We start from the raw sequence: 18353 nt of genomic DNA, 5'->3' as shown, positions 1-18353 counted from the left end.
ACCCTGATCCCCGGCTCCTGCCATGCCCCCACAGGCTGCGCATCTCGAAGACGAAAGTATCCACTAGTGAGTGAGACAACGCACGACGGTACGGTCGCGGTGAGCGCGCCCCTACCGCCCGACGAAGGCCTCACGGCGGCACGGCTCGCCGCCAAGTACGGGCTGACCGTGAGCGGCGCCCGCCCATCACTCATCGAGTACGTCCGCCAGCTCTGGGACCGGCGTCACTTCATCCTCGCCTTCTCGCGGGCGAAGCTGACCGCCCAGTACAGCCAGGCGAAGCTCGGCCAGCTGTGGCAGGTGGCCACCCCGTTGCTGAACGCGGCGGTGTACTTCTTCATCTTCGGCGTCATCCTGAACGCCGGCCGCGGCATGTCGAAGGACGTGTACATCCCGTTCCTGGTCACGGGCGTGTTCGTGTTCACCTTCACGCAGAGCTCGGTGATGGCGGGCGTCCGCGCGATCTCCGGCAATCTGGGTCTGGTCCGCGCGCTGCACTTCCCGCGCGCCTCGCTGCCGGTCTCCTTCGCGCTCCAGCAGCTCCAGCAGCTGCTGGCATCGATGCTCGTGGTGTTCGCCGTGGTGGTCGGTTTCGGCAGCTACCCGGACCTGTCCTGGCCGCTGATCCTCCCGGTGCTCGCCCTCCAGTTCCTCTTCAACACCGGCCTCGCCCTGATCGTGGCCCGGGCAGGTGCCAAGACCCCGGACCTCGCGCAGCTCATGCCGTTCGTGATGCGTACGTGGATGTACGGCTCCGGCGTGATGTTCTCCATCCCGATCATGCTCGAGGACAAGCCGCAGTGGATCGCGAACGTTCTCCAATGGAACCCGGCCGCGATCTACATGGACCTGATGCGCTTCGCCCTCATCGAGGGCTACGGCTCCGAGAACCTGCCCGACCACGTCTGGGCGGCCGCGGGCGGCTGGGCTCTGCTGTGCGCCCTGGGAGGCTTCGTGTACTTCTGGAAGGCGGAGGAGAGGTACGGCCGTGGCTGACCTGACCCCGCGCGACCAGATCCCCACCGTCATCGCGGACGAACTGCACATCGTCTACCGCGTCAACGGCACCAAGAGCGGCAAGGGCAGCGCGACCGCCGCGCTCAGCCGCATCGTGCGGCGCGGCGAGGAACGCGGTGTGCGCAAGGTGCACGCCGTCAAGGGCGTCTCCTTCGTCGCCTACCGAGGCGAGGCCATCGGTCTGATCGGCTCCAACGGCTCCGGCAAGTCGACCCTGCTGCGCGCCATCGCCGGTCTCCTCCCGGCCGAGAAGGGCAAGGTCTACACCGATGGCCAGCCCTCCCTCCTCGGCGTCAACGCGGCCCTGATGAACGACCTCACCGGCGAGCGGAACGTCATATTGGGCGGGCTCGCGATGGGCATGACCCGCGAGCAGATCAAGGAGCGCTACCAGGAGATCGTCGACTTCTCCGGCATCAACGAGAAGGGCGACTTCATCACCCTCCCCATGCGCACCTACTCCTCCGGCATGGCGGCCCGCCTGCGCTTCTCCATCGCCGCGGCCAAGGACCACGACGTCCTCATGATCGACGAAGCGCTGGCCACCGGCGACCGCAAGTTCCAGAAGCGCTCCGAGGAGCGCATCCGCGAGCTGCGCAAGGAGGCCGGCACCGTGTTTCTCGTCAGTCACAACAACAAGTCGATCCGTGACACCTGCGACCGCGTCCTGTGGCTGGAACGCGGCGAGCTGCGCATGGACGGCCCGACCGACGAGGTCCTCAAGGAGTACGAGAAGTTCACGGGCAAATAGTCCACCCGGACCTGGGCGAAAATCACCACCGCTTCCCAGGGCCCCCGCCGGAACTGCTCCGGCGGGGGCCGCGTCTGCAAAGGAAAAGTCAACTATGGCTTCTCTTAGGAATCTTGAAGCCAATCGGTGTGTTGTTGTGATGTGCAGGACACCCCAGCGCACCTCGATGCGTTGTACAACGTAAGCTGTACCGGTCCCGAATCGCGGCAAGTGGGGCGATAATGCACGACACCCCGCGCCGGGGCGGCTGCGCGGGCGGCCGGGCGGCGTGTCCGAAATAGTGTGCATTGGGTCGGCGGTGTAGAACGGGAGATGTGACGGCAATGGCTACGGAAACTCCCCAGATCCACGCAGCATGTGCCGTCCCCGCGTCGGGCAGCCGACGATGACGGGAACCGGCATGGCCCGCCCCGGTGAGACGGAGCGTGGCACGCTCGACAAGGCCGCGGCGGAGAACTTCCCCGTGGCCCCCTTCTTCCTGCCCCGGGACTGGCGCACCGACCTCATGGCCGTCTACGGCTTCGCCCGCCTCGTCGACGACATCGGCGACGGCGATCTGGCCCCCGGCGGCGCCGACGCCCGCCTGCTCGGCGTGCCGCCCCAGCAGGCCGAGGACCGCCTGGTGATGCTGGACGCCTTCGAGGCCGACCTCCACCGCGTCTTCGACGCGACCGGCTCGGGGCCGCGCCACCCGCTGCTGCGCCGCCTCCAGCCGACCGTCCGCCGCCGCGCGCTGACCCCCGAGCCCTTCCTCGGCCTGATCGCCGCCAACCGTCAGGACCAGCTCGTCACGCGCTACGAGACCTACGACGACCTGCTCGCCTACTGCGAACTGTCCGCGAATCCCGTAGGCCGGCTCGTCCTCGCCGTCACCGGTACCTCGACCCCCGAGCGGATCCGCCGCTCCGACGCCATCTGCACGGCCCTCCAGATCGTCGAACACCTCCAGGACGTCGCCGAGGACCTCGGCCGCGACCGCATCTACCTGCCCGCCGCGGACATGAAGCGCTTTCACGTCCAGGAGTCGGATCTCGCCACGAAAACCGGAGGCGCGTCGGTGCGCGCACTGGTTGCATACGAAGCGCAACGCGCCCGCGATCTCCTGAATGAAGGCGCCCCCCTGGTGGGTAGCGTCCACGGCAGGTTGAAGCTGCTGCTCGCAGGGTTCGTGGCAGGGGGAAGGGCGGCAATCCAGGCGATTGCCGCCGCCGAATACGACGTACTTCCTGGCCCGCCCAAGCCCGGCAAGCTCCAGTTGCTGCGTGAGGTGGGTCTGACTCTGCGAGGAAAGGGGTGATCCGGACCGTGGAGTCGGAACGACACGCGTCCGCGCCGGTACTCGCCGCCTACAGCTACTGCGAGGCAGTGACCGGTCAGCAGGCCCGTAACTTCGCGTACGGCATCAGACTGCTGCCGACGCCCAAGCGGCGCGCGATGTCGGCGCTGTACGCGTTCTCACGGCGCGTGGACGACATCGGCGACGGCGCGCTGGCCCATGACGTCAAGACCGCGCGACTCGAGGAGACCCGGGCGCTGCTGACCCGAGTGCGCGACGGCGCGGTCGCCGCCGACGACACCGACCCGGTCGCCGTCGCCCTGGCGCACGCCGCCGAGACCTTCCCGATCCCGCTCGGCGGCCTGGACGAGCTCATCGACGGCGTACTGATGGACGTACGGGGCGAGCACTACGAGACCTGGGACGACCTGAAGGCGTACTGCCGCTGTGTGGCGGGTGCCATCGGGCGGCTCTCGCTCGGCGTGTTCGGTACGGAACCGGGAGCGCGCGGCGCCGAGCGCGCGCCGGAATACGCCGACACGCTCGGCCTCGCGCTCCAGCTCACCAACATCCTCAGGGACGTCCGCGAGGACGCCGAGGGCGGGCGCACCTATCTGCCCGCCGACGACCTCGCCAAGTTCGGCTGTTCGGCCGGGTTCAAGGGTCCGAAACCGCCCGAGGGTGCCGATTTCGCGGGCCTCGTGCACTTCGAAGTGCGACGGGCCCGTGCTCTTTTCGCCGAGGGCTACCGGCTGCTTCCCATGCTCGACCGGCGCAGCGGTGCCTGTGTCGCGGCCATGGCCGGCATCTACCGCCGTCTCCTCGACCGCATCGAGCGCGACCCGGAGGCCGTGCTGCGCGGCCGGGTCTCGCTGCCCGGGCGGGAGAAGGCGTACGTCGCCGTGCGCGGACTGTCCGGCCTGGACACGCGGCATGTGACCCGACGGACTGTCAGGAGGCGTGCCTGATGGACAAACCGGTCCAAGGTGATGCCACCGGCGAAAAGTGGCAGGCAACCCTCCGGTGGGGGACGGCGTCCCTGACTGCAACGGTCTGCCGTGCACCGTTCAATCACCACGGCAGCCGGGCAGGGGAGGGTGCACGATGACCGACGGCACACGGTCCGAGGGGCCGCAGGCGGACACCCCCGGGTACACCGGGCGGGACGCCGTCGTGATCGGCGGAGGGCTGGCCGGCATCACCGCCGCGCTCGCACTCGCCGACGCCGGAGTCCGGGTGACGCTGCTCGAAGGCCGGCCGCGACTGGGCGGGCTCGCCTTCTCCTTCCAGCGCGACGGACTGACCGTCGACAACGGACAACACGTCTACCTGCGCTGCTGTACCGCCTACCGCTGGTTCCTCGACCGTATCGAGGCGGCGGCGCTGGCTCCGCTACAGGATCGTCTCGACGTGCCCGTACTCGACGTCGCCAAGCCCGAGGGGCGGCGGCTCGGCCGACTGCGGCGCGACGCACTGCCCGTGCCCCTGCATCTCGGACGCAGCCTCGCCACGTACCCGCATCTCTCGCTCGCCGAGCGGGCCAGAGTCGGACGTGCCGCGCTGGCCCTCAAGGGGCTCGACCTCGCCGATCCGGCGCTCGACGCGCAGAACTTCGGCAGCTGGCTGGCCGCGCACGGTCAGTCGGAGCGTGCCATCGAGGCACTGTGGGACCTGGTGGGGGTCGCCACCCTCAACGCGGTGGCCGGCGATGCTTCGCTCGGGCTCGCCGCGATGGTGTTCAAGACCGGTCTGCTGTCCGACCCGGGCGCGGCCGACATCGGATGGGCGCGCGTCCCGCTGGGCGACCTGCATGACCGGCTTGCCCGCAAGGCGCTCGACTCCGCGGGCGTGCGTACCGAAGTCCGTACACGCGTCACCTCCATCTCTACTGACGTCAACGGCCGCCTCAGCGTTCAGGTTCCCGGCGAGACGCTCGACGCGGACACGGTCGTCCTCGCCGTACCGCAGCGCGAGGCCCACGATCTGCTGCCCGTGGGGGCGCTCGACGCGCCCGAGCGGCTGCTGGAGATCGGCACCGAGCCGATCCTCAACGTCCATGTCGTCTACGACCGGAAGGTGCTCGGCAGGCCGTTCTTCGCGGCGCTCGGCACCCCGGTGCAGTGGGTGTTCGACCGGACTGAGGCGTCGGGGCTGACGGACGGTCAGTACCTGGCGCTGTCCCAGTCGGCCGCACGGAACGAGATCGACGAACCCGTCGCCGTGCTGCGCGAGCGCTATCTGCCCGAGCTGGAGCGGCTGCTGCCCCGCGCGCGGGGGGCAGTGGTGAAGGACTTCTTCGTGACCCGGGAGCGCACGGCGACGTTCGCTCCCACCCCCGGCGTCGGACGACTGCGGCCCGGCGCCCGCACCAAGGCCCCCGGCCTGTACCTGGCCGGAGCGTGGACCGCCACAGGGTGGCCCGCGACCATGGAGAGTGCGGTCCGCAGTGGTGTGAGTGCGGCCGAGGCCGCGCTCGGCGCCCTGGGCCGGCCCCGCCCCCGTCACCTCTTCGCGTTCGAGGAGGCGGCCTGATGCTCGATCAGCAGAGCGCGGCAGGTTCCCACACCTCCGGTACCGCAACAAGAGGAGAGACTGTGCCCACTGTGCCCCCGGCCTCGAAGGCTGCCGAGGCAGTGGACGTGACCGCGCTCCTGGAGCGCGGCCGGACCCTGGCCACACCGGTACTGCGGGCGGCCGTCGACCGCCTGGCCCCTCCCATGGACACTGTTGCCGCCTACCACTTCGGCTGGATCGACGCCCAGGGCAATCCCGCGGACGGGGACGGCGGCAAGGCCGTGCGCCCGGCTCTCGCGGTGCTCTCGGCGGAGGTCACCGGTGCGGCGCCCGAGGCCGGTATCCCCGGCGCGGTCGCCGTCGAACTGGTCCACAACTTCTCGCTCCTGCACGACGACCTGATGGACGGCGACGAACAGCGCCGGCACCGCGACACCGTCTGGAAGGTGCACGGTCCCGCCCAGGCCATCCTGGTCGGCGACGCCCTGTTCGCCCTGGCCAACGAGGTGCTCCTGGAACTCGGCACCGTCGAGGCCGGCCGCGCCACCCGCCGTCTGACCACCGCCACCCGGGCGTTGATCGACGGTCAGGCGCAGGACATCTCCTACGAGCACCGCGACCGCGTCAGCGTCGAGGAGTGCCTGGAGATGGAGGGCAACAAGACCGGCGCCCTGCTCGCCTGCGCCAGCTCCATCGGCGCGGTGCTCGGCGGCGCGGACGACCGCACCGCCGACACCCTGGAGAAGTACGGCTACCACCTCGGCCTCGCCTTCCAGGCCGTCGACGACCTCCTCGGCATCTGGGGCGACCCGGTCTCCACCGGCAAGCAGACCTGGAGCGATCTGCGCCAGCGCAAGAAGTCCCTGCCGGTCGTCGCCGCGCTCGCCGCCAGCGGTCCCGCCGCCGAGCGGCTCGGTGAGCTGCTCGCCGCCGATGCCAAGAGCAGCGACTTCGAGAACTTCTCCGAGGAGGAGTTCGCGGCCCGTGCCGCCCTCATCGAGGAGGCGGGCGGCCGCGAGTGGACCGCCGAAGAAGCACGCCGTCAGCACACCGTCGCCATCGAAGCCCTCGACGCCATCGACATGCCCGACCGCGTACGGGCACAGTTCACGGCGCTCGCCGACTTCGTCGTCGTACGAAAGAGATGATCATTATCGGTCGAATAAGCCTCGCGTAGTCGCCGGCCGGTGCCGCGGGAGAACGCGCACCGGCCGACGGCGGACCCACAGCAGAGACATCCACTGCAAGAAGGGGAAGCCATGACAGCGACGACCGACGGAAGCACCGGGGCCCTGCCGCCCCGCGCTGCCTCGGCCAGCGAAACCGACATCAACACCCCCGTCGCGGCCGGGGTGCACGACGCCGCCGTACGCGCCGTACAGCGCGCCACCGACTTCCTGCTGGCCCGGCAGGACGCCCAGGGCTGGTGGAAGGGCGACCTCGAGACCAACGTCACGATGGACGCCGAAGACCTGCTGCTCCGTCAGTTCCTTGGCATCCGCGACGAGGCCACCACCCGCGCCGCCGCCCTGTTCATCCGCGGCGAGCAGCGCGAGGACGGCACCTGGGCCAGCTTCTACGGCGGCCCGGGCGAACTCTCCACGACCATCGAGGCGTACGTCGCTCTCCGCCTCGCCGGAGACGCGCCCGACGCGCCGCACATGGCGAAGGCCTCCGCCTGGGTCCGCGCGCAGGGCGGCATCGCCGCCTCCCGCGTGTTCACCCGGATCTGGCTCGCCCTGTTCGGCTGGTGGAAGTGGGAGGACCTGCCCGAACTCCCGCCCGAGCTGATGTACTTCCCCAAGTGGTTCCCGCTCAACATCTACAACTTCGGATGCTGGGCGCGGCAGACCATCGTGCCGCTCACCGTCGTCTCGGCGAAGCGCCCGGTGCGTCCGGCGCCGTTCCCGCTCGACGAGCTGCACACCGACCCCGCCAACCCCAACCCGCCCAAGCCCCTTGCTCCGCCGACCAGTTGGGACGGCCTCTTCCAGCGGCTCGACAAGGTCGTGCGCGGCTACCGCTCGGTCGCCGTGCGCAGGCTGCGCAAGGCCGCGATGAACACGGCCGCGCGCTGGATCGTCGAGCGGCAGGAGAACGACGGCTGCTGGGGCGGGATCCAGCCGCCGGCCGTGTACTCGGTCATCGCCCTGCATCTGCTCGGCTACGACCTCGAGCATCCCGTGATGCGCGCGGGACTCGAGTCGCTGGACCGCTACGCCGTATGGCGTGAGGACGGCGCCCGGATGATCGAGGCCTGCCAGTCGCCGGTGTGGGACACCTGCCTCGCGACGATCGCGCTGGCCGACGCGGGAGTCCCCGCCGACCACCCGCAGCTCGTCAAGGCGGCGGACTGGATGCTCGGCGAGGAGATCGTCCGGCCCGGTGACTGGGCGGTCATGCGGCCCGGGCTGCCGCCGGGCGGCTGGGCGTTCGAGTTCCACAACGACAACTACCCGGACATCGACGACACCGCCGAGGTCGTCCTCGCCCTGCGGCGCGTCAAGCACCACCACCCGGAAGGCGTGGAGAACGCGATCGGGCGCGCGGTGCGCTGGAACCTCGGGATGCAGTCGAAGAACGGCGGGTGGGGCGCCTTCGACGTCGACAACACCAGCCCGTTCCCCAACCGGCTGCCGTTCTGCGACTTCGGCGAGGTCATCGACCCGCCGTCGGCGGACGTCACCGCGCACGTGGTGGAGATGCTGGCCGTCGAAGGCCTCGCGCACGATCCGCGCACCCGGCGCGGCATCGAGTGGCTGCTGGCCGAACAGGAGCCGGACGGCTCGTGGTTCGGGCGCTGGGGCGTCAACTACGTGTACGGCACCGGGTCAGTCGTACCCGCCCTCATCGCCGCCGGACTCCCCGGCTCGCACCCGGCGATCCGCCGCGCGGTGACCTGGCTGGAGTCCGTGCAGAACGACGACGGCGGCTGGGGCGAGGACCTGCGCTCCTACCAGTACGTCAAGGAGTGGAGCGGCCGGGGCGCCTCGACCGCCTCGCAGACGGCGTGGGCGCTGATGGCCCTGCTGGCCGCGGGGGAGAGGGACTCCAAGGCCGTGGAGCGCGGCATCGAGTGGCTCGCGAGCACCCAGCGCGAGGACGGTTCCTGGGACGAGCCGTACTTCACCGGCACCGGCTTCCCCTGGGACTTCTCCATCAACTACCACCTCTACCGGCAGGTCTTCCCGCTCACCGCACTCGGCCGGTACGTGCACGGAGAGCCCTTCGCCAAGAAGCCGCTCGCCGAGGCCAAGGGGGGCTGATGAGCACACAGCCCGCCCCGGCCCCGCTGCTGATCGCCTGCGCGCTCGGCATCGAGCACCTGGCCCTGCGCAGCGGCGACCGCGGCGGAGCCGGCGGGCCGGTCACCGTCCTGCGGACCGGCATGGGGCCCAGGGCGGCCGAGCGCTCGGTCACCCGGGTCCTGGCCGAGCCGGCACTCGGTGACGCCGCCGTGCTGGCCACGGGGTTCTGCGCGGGGCTCGCACCCGGCATGCACCCCGGCGACCTGGTCGTCGCCGAGGAGACCCGGGACCCGCGCGGCACCGTGCCGTGCGTCGGCACCGAGCTGCTCGTCAAGGAGCTCGTGCGGGCCCTGCCCGGGCGGACCGTCCACACCGGGCCGCTCACCGGTTCCGACCATGTCGTCCGCGGTCACGAGCGGTCGGATCTGCTCGCGACCGGCGCGATCGCGGTCGACATGGAGTCCGCGGCCACGCTTCTGAGCGCCGTGCGCACGGGCGAGCGCCCCGTTGCGGCCGTCCGGGTGGTCGTGGACGCTCCAGAACATGAACTCGTCCGGATCGGCACGGTGCGCGGTGGAATATCAGCCTTCCGCGTACTTCGCTCGGTCCTTCCCGCTTTCTATGAATGGCACCGTTCTTTGCTGCTCCCCAGGAGGTGAGCCAGATGGCCATGCCGCTGCGCCAGACCATCAAGGTCGCTACATATTTGGCCGAACAGAAACTCCGCAAGCGGGACAAGTTTCCGCTCATCGTGGAGCTGGAACCCCTCTTCGCGTGCAACCTCAAGTGCGAGGGCTGCGGCAAGATCCAGCACCCCGCCGGTGTGCTCAAGCAGCGCATGCCGGTGGCCCAGGCGGTCGGGGCGGTGCTCGAATCCGGTGCGCCGATGGTGTCCATCGCCGGCGGTGAGCCGCTGATGCACCCTCAGATCGACGAGATCGTGCGGCAGTTGGTGGCGAAGAAGAAATACGTCTTCCTGTGCACCAACGCCATGTTGCTGCGCAAGAAGATGGACAAGTTCACGCCCTCTCCCTACTTCGCCTTCGCGGTGCACATCGACGGGCTGCGTGAGCGGCACGACGAATCGGTGGCGAAGGAGGGCGTGTTCGACGAGGCCGTGGAGGCGATCAAGGAGGCCAAGAAGCGCGGCTTCCGGGTGACCACCAACTCGACCTTCTTCAACACGGACACGCCGCAGACCATCATCGAGGTGCTCAACTTCCTCAACGACGACCTCAAGGTCGACGAGATGATGATCTCGCCCGCCTACGCCTACGAGAAGGCGCCCGACCAGGAGCACTTCCTGGGCGTGGAGCAGACCCGCGAGCTGTTCAAGAAGGCATTCGCGGGCGGCAACCGGGGCAAGTGGCGGCTCAACCACTCCCCGCTCTTCCTGGACTTCCTGGAGGGCAAGGTCGACTTCCCGTGCACGGCGTGGGCGATCCCGAACTACTCGCTCTTCGGCTGGCAGCGGCCCTGCTACCTGATGAGCGACGGCTACGTCCCGACGTACCGCGAACTCATCGAGGAGACCGACTGGGACAAGTACGGCCGCGGCAAGGACCCGCGCTGCGCCAACTGCATGGCGCACTGCGGCTACGAGCCGACGGCGGTCATGGCCACCATGGGCTCCCTCAAGGAGTCCCTGCGCGCCATGCGTGAGACGGTCTCCGGAAACCGGGAGTGACGACATGACCGCCATCCCCTTGGGCGTCCCCGAGGTACCGGTCCGGCCGATCGCCGAGCGGCGCGTGTCGCGGCTGATTCAGGTCGGACCGGTGGCGGTCGGGGGCGGGGCCCCGGTGTCGGTGCAGTCGATGACGACGACCCGTACGTCCGACATCGGTGCCACGTTGCAGCAGATCGCGGAACTCACCGCGTCCGGCTGTCAGATCGTCCGCGTCGCCTGCCCCACGCAGGACGACGCGGACGCCCTCGCGACCATCGCCCGCAAGTCGCAGATCCCCGTGATCGCGGACATCCACTTCCAGCCGAAGTACGTGTTCGCCGCGATCGAGGCGGGCTGTGCGGCCGTACGCGTCAATCCCGGCAACATCAAGCAGTTCGACGACAAGGTGAAGGAGATCGCGCGGGCCGCCAAGGATCACGGCACGCCGATCCGTATCGGGGTCAACGCCGGCTCGCTGGACCGGCGGCTGTTGCAGAAGTACGGCAAGGCGACGCCCGAGGCGCTGGTGGAAAGCGCCCTGTGGGAAGCCTCGCTCTTCGAGGAGCACGGCTTCAGGGACATCAAGATCTCGGTGAAGCACAACGACCCCGTGGTGATGGTCAACGCCTACACGCTGCTCGCCGAGCAGTGCGACTATCCGCTGCACCTGGGGGTCACCGAGGCCGGTCCCGCCTTCCAGGGGACGATCAAATCGGCCGTGGCCTTCGGGGCGTTGTTGTCCCGAGGCATCGGGGACACCATCCGGGTGTCTTTGAGCGCCCCGCCCGCCGAGGAGGTCAAGGTCGGCATCCAGATCCTGGAATCGCTGAACCTCCGGCAGCGCAGGCTGGAGATCGTCTCCTGTCCGTCCTGCGGGCGCGCCCAGGTCGACGTCTACAAGCTGGCCGACGAGGTCACCGCGGGCCTGGAAGGCATGGAAGTCCCGTTGCGCGTCGCGGTCATGGGATGCGTGGTCAACGGTCCCGGCGAGGCACGGGAGGCGGATCTGGGAGTCGCCTCCGGCAACGGCAAGGGGCAGATCTTCGTGAAGGGGGAGGTCATCAAGACCGTTCCCGAGTCGAAGATCGTGGAGACCCTGATCGAAGAGGCGATGAAGATCGCCGAGCAGATGGAGCAGGACGGCGTCGCCTCGGGGGAGCCGGCCGTCACCGTGAGCTGAACAGCACGGACCGAAGGGGGCCCGAGCGTGACGATTCTGGAGAGCATCCGGGGACCACGCGACCTGAAGGCGCTGTCCGAGGCGGAACTCGGCGAACTGTCCGAAGAAATCAGAGAGTTCCTGGTGCACGCGGTCGCCAGGACCGGCGGACACCTCGGGCCCAATCTGGGGGTGGTGGAACTCTCCATCGCGCTCCACCGGGTCTTCGAGTCACCGGTCGACCGCATCCTGTGGGACACCGGTCACCAGAGCTATGTACACAAGCTCTTGACGGGCCGTCAGGACTTTTCCAAGCTGCGCGGCAAGGGCGGTCTGTCCGGCTACCCCTCGCGCGAGGAGTCCGAGCACGACGTCATCGAGAACAGCCACGCCTCCACCGCGCTCGGCTGGGCCGACGGGCTCGCCAAGGCCCGCCAGGTGCAGGGCGAGAAGGGCCATGTGGTCGCGGTCATAGGCGACGGCGCGCTCACCGGCGGCATGGCCTGGGAGGCGCTGAACAACATCGCGGCCGCCAAGGACCGGCCGCTGATCATCGTCGTCAACGACAACGAGCGGTCGTACTCGCCGACCATCGGCGGGCTCGCCAACCACCTGGCCACCCTGCGCACGACCGACAGCTACGAGAAGGTCCTGGCCTGGGGAAAGGACGTACTCCAGCGGACCCCGCTGGTGGGCAACACGATCTACGAGTCGCTGCACGGCGCGAAGAAGGGCTTCAAGGACGCGTTCGCGCCGCAGGGCATGTTCGAGGACCTGGGCCTGAAGTACGTCGGACCGATCGACGGGCACGACCTCAAGGCCGTCGAGTCGGCGCTCAGGCGCGCGAAACGCTTCCACGGGCCCGTGCTGATCCACTGCCTGACCGAGAAAGGGCGCGGCTACGAACCCGCCCTCGCGCACGAGGAGGACCACTTCCACACCGTCGGCGTGATGGATCCGCTCACCTGTGAACCCCTCGCGCCTTCCAACGGCCCTTCCTGGACCTCGGTGTTCGGCGAGGAGATCGTACGGATCGGCGAGGAGCGGGACGACGTCGTCGCGATCACGGCGGCCATGCTGCACCCGGTGGGGCTGGCCAAGTTCGCCGCCCGCTTCCCGGACCGGGTGTGGGACGTCGGCATCGCCGAGCAGCACGCGGCGGTGTCCGCGGCCGGACTCGCGACGGGCGGGCTGCATCCGGTCGTCGCCGTCTACGCGACGTTTTTGAACCGCGCCTTCGACCAGCTCCTGATGGATGTGGCCCTGCACCGCTGCGGGGTCACCTTCGTGCTGGACCGAGCCGGTGTCACCGGTGTCGACGGGGCCTCCCACAACGGTATGTGGGACATGTCGATCCTTCAGGTCGTCCCCGGCCTCAGGATCGCCGCGCCACGCGACGCCGACCAACTGCGGGCGCAGCTGCGGGAGGCGGTGGCCGTCGACGACGCGCCGACGCTCGTCCGCTTCCCGAAGGAGGCGGTGGGGCCTCAGGTACCGGCGATCGACCGGGCGGGCGGGATGGACGTGCTGCACCGCTCCGGGGAGGGGCCGCAGGTCCTCCTGGTGGCCGTCGGCGTGATGGCGCCGGTGTGCCTCCAGACCGCCGACCTGCTGGAGGCTCGTGGCATCGGGTGCACGGTCGTCGACCCGAGGTGGGTCAAGCCCGTCGACCCGGCACTTGCGGAACTCGCCGCCGAGCACCGTCTGGTCGCCGTCGTCGAGGACAACAGCCGCGCGTCCGGGGTCGGCGCGGCGGTGGCGCTCTCCCTGAGCGACGCCGAAGTGGACGTCCCCGTACGGCGGTTCGGTATCCCGGAGCAGTTCCTCGCGCACGCGAAACGGGGCGAGGTGCTCGCCGACATCGGACTCACGCCCGTCGAGATCGCCGGACGGATCAGCGCGAGCCTGGCCGTCAAGGAGACGACGACCGGCGGCCCAGTCAAGGAGACAGCCGAATGACCAAGGAGTTCGACCTCGCCGCGCTGCTCGCCGAGCGCGGAGCCGAGCGCTACGAGCTGCACAGCAGACACCTCAACCACCAGCTCCCGCGCATGCTGCACACCATCGGCTTCGACAAGGTCTACGAGCGCGGCGAGGGCGCGTACTTCTGGGACGCGGACGGCGACGACTACCTGGACATGCTCGCCGGGTTCGGGGTGATGGGCCTGGGCCGCCACCACCCCGTCGTCCGCAAGGCGCTGCACGACGTCCTGGACGCCCAGCTCGCCGACCTCACCCGCTTCGACTGCCAGCCGCTGCCCGGGCTGCTGGCCGAGAAGCTGCTCACGCACAGCCCCCATCTGGACCGGGTGTTCTTCGGCAACAGCGGTACGGAGGCGGTCGAGGGCGCGCTGAAGTTCGCCCGGTACGCGACCGGCAAGCCGCGGATCCTGTACTGCGAGCACGCCTTCCACGGCCTGACCACCGGGTCGTTGTCGGTCAACGGCGAGGGCGGCTTCCGGGACGGCTTCGCCCCGCTGCTGCCCGACACGGCCGTCCCGCTCGGTGATCTCGACGCCCTGGCACGGGAGTTGAAGAAGGGTGACGTCGCCGCCCTGATCGTCGAACCGGTCCAGGGCAAGGGCGTGCACGAGTCCCCGCCCGGATATCTGCGCGCGGCCCAGGAGTTGCTGCACCAGCACAAGGCGCTGCTCATCGCGGACGAGGTGCAGACGGGCCTCGGCCGGACCGGGGACTTCTACGCCTACCAGCACGAGGAGGGCGTCGAACCCGACCTGGTGTGTGTGGCCAAGGCGTTGTCCGGCGGCTATGTGCCGGTCGGCGCCACCCTCGGCAAGGACTGGATCTTCAAGAAGGTCTACTCGTCGATGGACCGGGTGCTCGTGCACTCGGCGAGCTTCGGCTCCAACGCGCAGGCCATGGCGGCCGGGCTCGCCGTGCTGTCCGTCATGGAGAACGAGCAGATCGTCGCGAACGCCCGCGCCACGGGCGAGCTGCTGAAGTCCCGGCTCGCGACGCTCGTCGACAAGTACGAGCTGCTCGCCGACGTCCGCGGCCGGGGCCTGATGATCGGCATCGAGTTCGGCAGGCCCAAGTCGCTGAAGCTGCGCAGCCGGTGGACCATGTTGCAGGCCGCGCGCAAGGGGCTGTTCGCGCAGATGGTGGTCGTCCCGCTGCTCCAGCGGCACCGGATCCTCACCCAGGTCTCCGGCGACCACATGGAAGTGATCAAGCTGATTCCGCCGCTGATCGTGGGGGAGCGGGAGGTGGACCGGTTCGTGGACGCCTTCACGGACGTGATGGACGACGCGCACAGCGGCGGCGGGCTGATGTGGGACTTCGGCAAGACGCTCGTCAAGCAGGCGGTGGCGAACCGATAGCGAGGACGTGCGAGGCGGGCAGGCGGGCGCGGAGTGGGCGCCCGCCTCCCGTCTCAGTCGAGCAGCCGCTCCCGCAGCCGCTCCCGGATCTCCGGGGTGATCCCGAGGCCCTGCTCCAGGTAGGCCTCGACGCTGCCCCACTTGTCCTCGATCGTCTCGAAGGCGGCCGTCAGATACTCGGCGCGGGCGCCGAACAGCGGGCTGAGCAGTTCCATGACCTCGGGGGAGTAGGCCGAGGCGGAGCTCGAGGTGCGGCGCACCTTGTAGCGGCGGTGCTTCGCGTTCGACTTCAGGTAGTCGGCGAGGATCGCCTCCCGCTCGACGCCCAGCGCGAGCAGCGTCACCGCGATGGACAGGCCCGCGCGGTCCTTGCCGGCCGCGCAGTGCATGAGGACGGGGACGCTGTCCTCGGCGATCGAGTGCAGCACCTGGGAGTGCTCGGCGGTGCGCTCCTTGATGATCTGGCGGTACGAGGTGATCATCCGATTCGCCGCCTTGCCGTCGCCGAGGATCTCGCGCAGCTGGTCGGTCTCGCCGTCCCGGACCATCGTCCAGAACTCGGCGCCGTGCGCCGGGTCGGTCAGCGGCAGGTTCACATTGCGCACGCCCGGCAGCTCTACGTCGGGCCCTTCCAGCTTCTGGTCCGCCGCATTACGGAAGTCGAAGATCGTGTGCAGGCCCAGGGAAGTGAGTAAGGACGCGTCCTGTTCGGTGGCGTGGGCGAGGTGGCCGCTGCGGAACAGCACTCCGTACCGCACCCGTCGTCCGTCCTCGGTCGGCAGTCCGCCCACGTCCCGGAAGTTGCGCACTCCGGCCAGCTCGGGTTCGGTCGACGGGACCTGCTGCGTCACGTGGGCTCCTCCCACTCCGTCCCGCCGACGCGGCTCGACGACGGGCACTCACTCGACGATACGACATGGATTCCTGGGGCAATGAGTTGTCCACAGGCGTTGCACCGTAGGCTCTCGGCGCTTGATGATGTTGAGGCTTGAGCGCACCTGTTCGTTTTCTGTTCGTATCTGTGAGGGACTGCATGCTGGAGATCGCCGAGAGCGGCCGTACGTGGATTCTGTCCGGGCCGACCAGCAGTTACGCCGTCCATCTCACCGATGACGACGAGCTACTGCACCTGCACTGGGGGCCGCGGATCACGCTCGCCGACGCCGAGGCCCTCGCTCTGCGCCCGCTGCCGGACTACTGGCCCTTCGAGTCCCCGCTGGACGGACGCGAGGAGTACCCGGTCGAGGGCGGCCCTCGCTTCGTCCGGCCGGCCCTGTCCGTGCGCACGGACGAGGGGCGCGGCACCGAGTGGAGCTTCGAGGCGTCCGACAGTGAGGGCGACGAGCTGCGGCTGCGGTTCCGTGACGGCGGGCTCGTGATCACGCTGCACTACCGCATGCGGGACGACGTCGTCGAGCGCTGGGTGAGCCTGGACAACGAAGGGCCCGCCGTGGAACTCCTTCGCGCCGACTCCGCCACCTGGACCCTGCCCGACCGCGAGGCCTGGCGGCTGTCCCAGCTGCACGGCCGCTGGGCCGCGGAGTCCCGGCTGGTGCGTGCTCCCCTCACCTACGGTGAGAAGGTCATCGGCAGCCGCCGCGGTCATACCGGACACCAGCACCTGCCGTGGGTCGCGCTCGACACCGACGCGACCGAGGAGCGTGGCGAGGTGTACGGCTGCGCCCTCGGCTGGTCCGGCTCCTGGCGGATCGCCGTGGCCCAGCTCCCGGACACGCGGATCCAGATCACCGGCGGGGCCGGTTACGACGACTCCGGTCTGCTCAGTCTGGCGGCGGGGGAGTCGTTCACGACGCCCGTCTTCGCCGGCCTGTGGAGCGACGGCGGCTTCGGCGGGGCGAGCCGCGCCTGGCACGCCTACCAGCGGACGTACGTCATTCCGGACGCGGACACGGACCGGCCGGTGCTCTTCAATTCCTGGGAGGCCACGGAGTTCGACATCTCGGAGGAGCAGCAGGGGGCGCTGGCGCGGCGGGCCGCCGCGATGGGCGTCGAGCTGTTCGTCGTCGACGACGGCTGGTTCGGGGCACGCACCAGCGACCGCGCCGGGCTCGGCGACTGGACGCCCAACCCGGACCGCTTCCCGGGCGGCCTGCGCCCCCTCGGCGACTACGTGCACGCGCTCGGCATGCGGTTCGGCATCTGGGTCGAGCCGGAAATGGTCAATCCGGACAGCGATCTGTACCGCGCCCATCCGGACTGGGTGCAGTACCAACCGGGGCGAAAGCGGACGGAACTGCGCAATCAGCTCGTGCTGAACCTCGCGCGCGAGGACGTCCAGGAGTACCTCTGGGAACAGCTCCACGCACTCCTCTCCAGTGCCCCGATCGACTACGTGAAGTGGGACTTCAACCGCTGCTTCACCGACGCGGGCTGGCCCGGCGAGCCCTACCCGCAGCGCCTGTGGGTCGACCATGTGCACGCCCTGTACCGCCTGTTGGACCGGCTGCGGGCCGCCCACCCCGGCGTCGCCTTCGAGTCCTGCTCGGGCGGCGGCGGCCGGATCGACCTCGGCGTGCTGAGCCGCACGGACCAGGTGTGGACCTCGGACAACACCGACCCGCTCGACCGGCTCGCCATCCAGCACGGTTTCAGTCAGATCCACCCCGCCCGGGTCATGGCCGCCTGGGTCACCGACAGCCCCAACACCCAGCTCAACGGCCGGATCAGCTCCCTGCGCCTCCGGTTTGTCAGTGCCATGGCCGGGGTGCTCGGGGTCGGCGGAGACCTCGCCGAGTGGACCGAGGAGGAGCTGGCCGAGGCCCGCGAGTGGGTGACCCTCTACAAGGAGATCCGGCCCCTCGTGCAGCGCGGCGACCTCTACCGGCTGCGCCCTCCGCAGGGCGGGCTGAGTGCGGTGCAGTACGTGCTGGGTGACGAGGCGGTCGTCCTCGCCTGGCTCGAGGCGCAGCACTACGGCGAGCCCGTCCCGGCGCTGCGACTGCGCGGCCTCGACCCGACAGCCTCGTATGAATGCCGCGAAACGGGCGAAGTTCACCGGGGGGCCGTACTGCTGCACCACGGGCTGCGGACAGGGCTGCGCGGTGACCTTGATGCGACGGTTCTCCGGCTCCGCCGCATCTGAGAGCTCTGTCCTAATTAGCGCCTTGAGTCCAACTCCTGGTGAATTGGCGGGACCTGGCGAGGAGGCACGTGAGGAGCGTCATATTCGTGACCGTGTGTCGCCCGTCATGTTCACGTAATTCACACGCTTTTCAAGGGTGTTTGAGCTGAAGGGCGCTCTTTCAATTCACGGAGGGTGACGGGAATTCTCACAGGGGATCAAGAAGAAACGCATTCACGGGGAACCTCTCGCTTGTCCCTTTGCGTCTTAGTCGCTTACGTTCACCACCGATCCGG

Annotated in this window: 15 protein-coding genes; 14 read left to right on the top strand and 1 reads right to left on the bottom strand. The window is 69.4% G+C overall.

The genetic code is table 11. The features are described 5' to 3' along the window. The first annotated feature begins 66 nt into the window (after positions 1-66). From AB0I77_RS38395 to AB0I77_RS38335, 13 genes are all read left to right on the top strand, one after another. Complete coding sequence (locus tag AB0I77_RS38395; protein WP_363287431.1) at positions 67-996, top strand: ABC transporter permease; 930 nt, start codon at positions 67-69, stop codon at positions 994-996. Further along, positions 989-1768 carry an ABC transporter ATP-binding protein gene (locus tag AB0I77_RS38390; RefSeq protein WP_363287430.1) on the top strand — a complete coding sequence of 260 codons (780 nt, stop codon included), beginning with the start codon at positions 989-991 and terminating at the stop codon, positions 1766-1768. The genes AB0I77_RS38395 and AB0I77_RS38390 overlap by 8 nt, the downstream gene beginning before the upstream one ends. Before the next feature lie 385 nt (positions 1769-2153). Next, a complete protein-coding gene (gene hpnC, locus AB0I77_RS38385; protein ID WP_363287501.1) occupies positions 2154-3065 on the top strand; it encodes a squalene synthase HpnC in 912 nt (303 codons plus the stop codon). Continuing rightward, positions 3062-4012 carry a presqualene diphosphate synthase HpnD gene (gene hpnD, locus AB0I77_RS38380; protein ID WP_363287429.1) on the top strand — a complete coding sequence of 317 codons (951 nt, stop codon included), beginning with the start codon at positions 3062-3064 and terminating at the stop codon, positions 4010-4012. Before hpnC ends, hpnD begins: the two co-directional genes overlap by 4 nt. Continuing rightward, positions 4012-4152: a DUF6380 family protein gene (locus AB0I77_RS38375; RefSeq protein WP_363287428.1), complete on the top strand. Its 141-nt coding sequence runs from the start codon at positions 4012-4014 to the stop codon at positions 4150-4152. Before hpnD ends, AB0I77_RS38375 begins: the two co-directional genes overlap by 1 nt. Continuing rightward, positions 4149-5576 (top strand): hydroxysqualene dehydroxylase HpnE, encoded by a 1428-nt coding sequence (gene hpnE, locus AB0I77_RS38370; protein ID WP_363287427.1) that lies wholly within the window; start codon positions 4149-4151, stop codon positions 5574-5576. Before AB0I77_RS38375 ends, hpnE begins: the two co-directional genes overlap by 4 nt. A 62-nt stretch (positions 5577-5638) precedes the next feature. After that, entirely contained in the window at positions 5639-6706 is a 1068-nt protein-coding gene (locus tag AB0I77_RS38365) for a polyprenyl synthetase family protein (protein WP_363287426.1), read from the top strand. Between the two features lie 111 nt (positions 6707-6817). Next, on the top strand, positions 6818-8824 hold the full coding sequence (gene shc, locus AB0I77_RS38360; protein ID WP_363287425.1) for a squalene--hopene cyclase: 2007 nt from the start codon (positions 6818-6820) through the stop codon (positions 8822-8824). Next, positions 8824-9465, top strand: coding sequence for a 1-hydroxy-2-methyl-2-butenyl 4-diphosphate reductase (locus AB0I77_RS38355; RefSeq protein ID WP_363287424.1), 642 nt, complete (start codon positions 8824-8826; stop codon positions 9463-9465). Before shc ends, AB0I77_RS38355 begins: the two co-directional genes overlap by 1 nt. Positions 9466-9470: 5 nt before the next feature. After that, entirely contained in the window at positions 9471-10493 is a 1023-nt protein-coding gene (gene hpnH / locus AB0I77_RS38350; RefSeq protein WP_363287423.1) for an adenosyl-hopene transferase HpnH, read from the top strand. Between the two features lie 4 nt (positions 10494-10497). After that, positions 10498-11655 carry a flavodoxin-dependent (E)-4-hydroxy-3-methylbut-2-enyl-diphosphate synthase gene (ispG, locus tag AB0I77_RS38345; protein ID WP_363287422.1) on the top strand — a complete coding sequence of 386 codons (1158 nt, stop codon included), beginning with the start codon at positions 10498-10500 and terminating at the stop codon, positions 11653-11655. 27 nt (positions 11656-11682) lie between these two features. Beyond that, complete coding sequence (gene dxs, locus AB0I77_RS38340; RefSeq protein ID WP_363287421.1) at positions 11683-13593, top strand: 1-deoxy-D-xylulose-5-phosphate synthase; 1911 nt, start codon at positions 11683-11685, stop codon at positions 13591-13593. Continuing rightward, entirely contained in the window at positions 13590-14975 is a 1386-nt protein-coding gene (locus AB0I77_RS38335) for an aspartate aminotransferase family protein (protein WP_363287420.1), read from the top strand. Before dxs ends, AB0I77_RS38335 begins: the two co-directional genes overlap by 4 nt. Before the next feature lie 53 nt (positions 14976-15028). Here AB0I77_RS38335 and AB0I77_RS38330 read toward each other — a convergent pair whose 3' ends face one another. Further along, a complete protein-coding gene (locus AB0I77_RS38330) occupies positions 15029-15826 on the bottom strand; it encodes a tyrosine-protein phosphatase (protein ID WP_363287419.1) in 798 nt (265 codons plus the stop codon). A 182-nt stretch (positions 15827-16008) separates the two neighbouring features. On the opposite strand from AB0I77_RS38330, the gene AB0I77_RS38325 reads away from it, so the two are divergent. Continuing rightward, positions 16009-18078, top strand: coding sequence for an alpha-galactosidase (locus AB0I77_RS38325; RefSeq protein WP_363287418.1), 2070 nt, complete (start codon positions 16009-16011; stop codon positions 18076-18078). The last annotated feature ends 275 nt before the right edge of the window (positions 18079-18353 follow it).

The sequence above is a fragment of the Streptomyces sp. NPDC050619 genome (assembly GCF_040654815.1).
In the GTDB taxonomy this organism is placed as follows: Bacteria; Actinomycetota; Actinomycetes; order Streptomycetales; family Streptomycetaceae; genus Streptomyces.
This window is presented reverse-complemented; position numbering and strand designations above follow the sequence as displayed.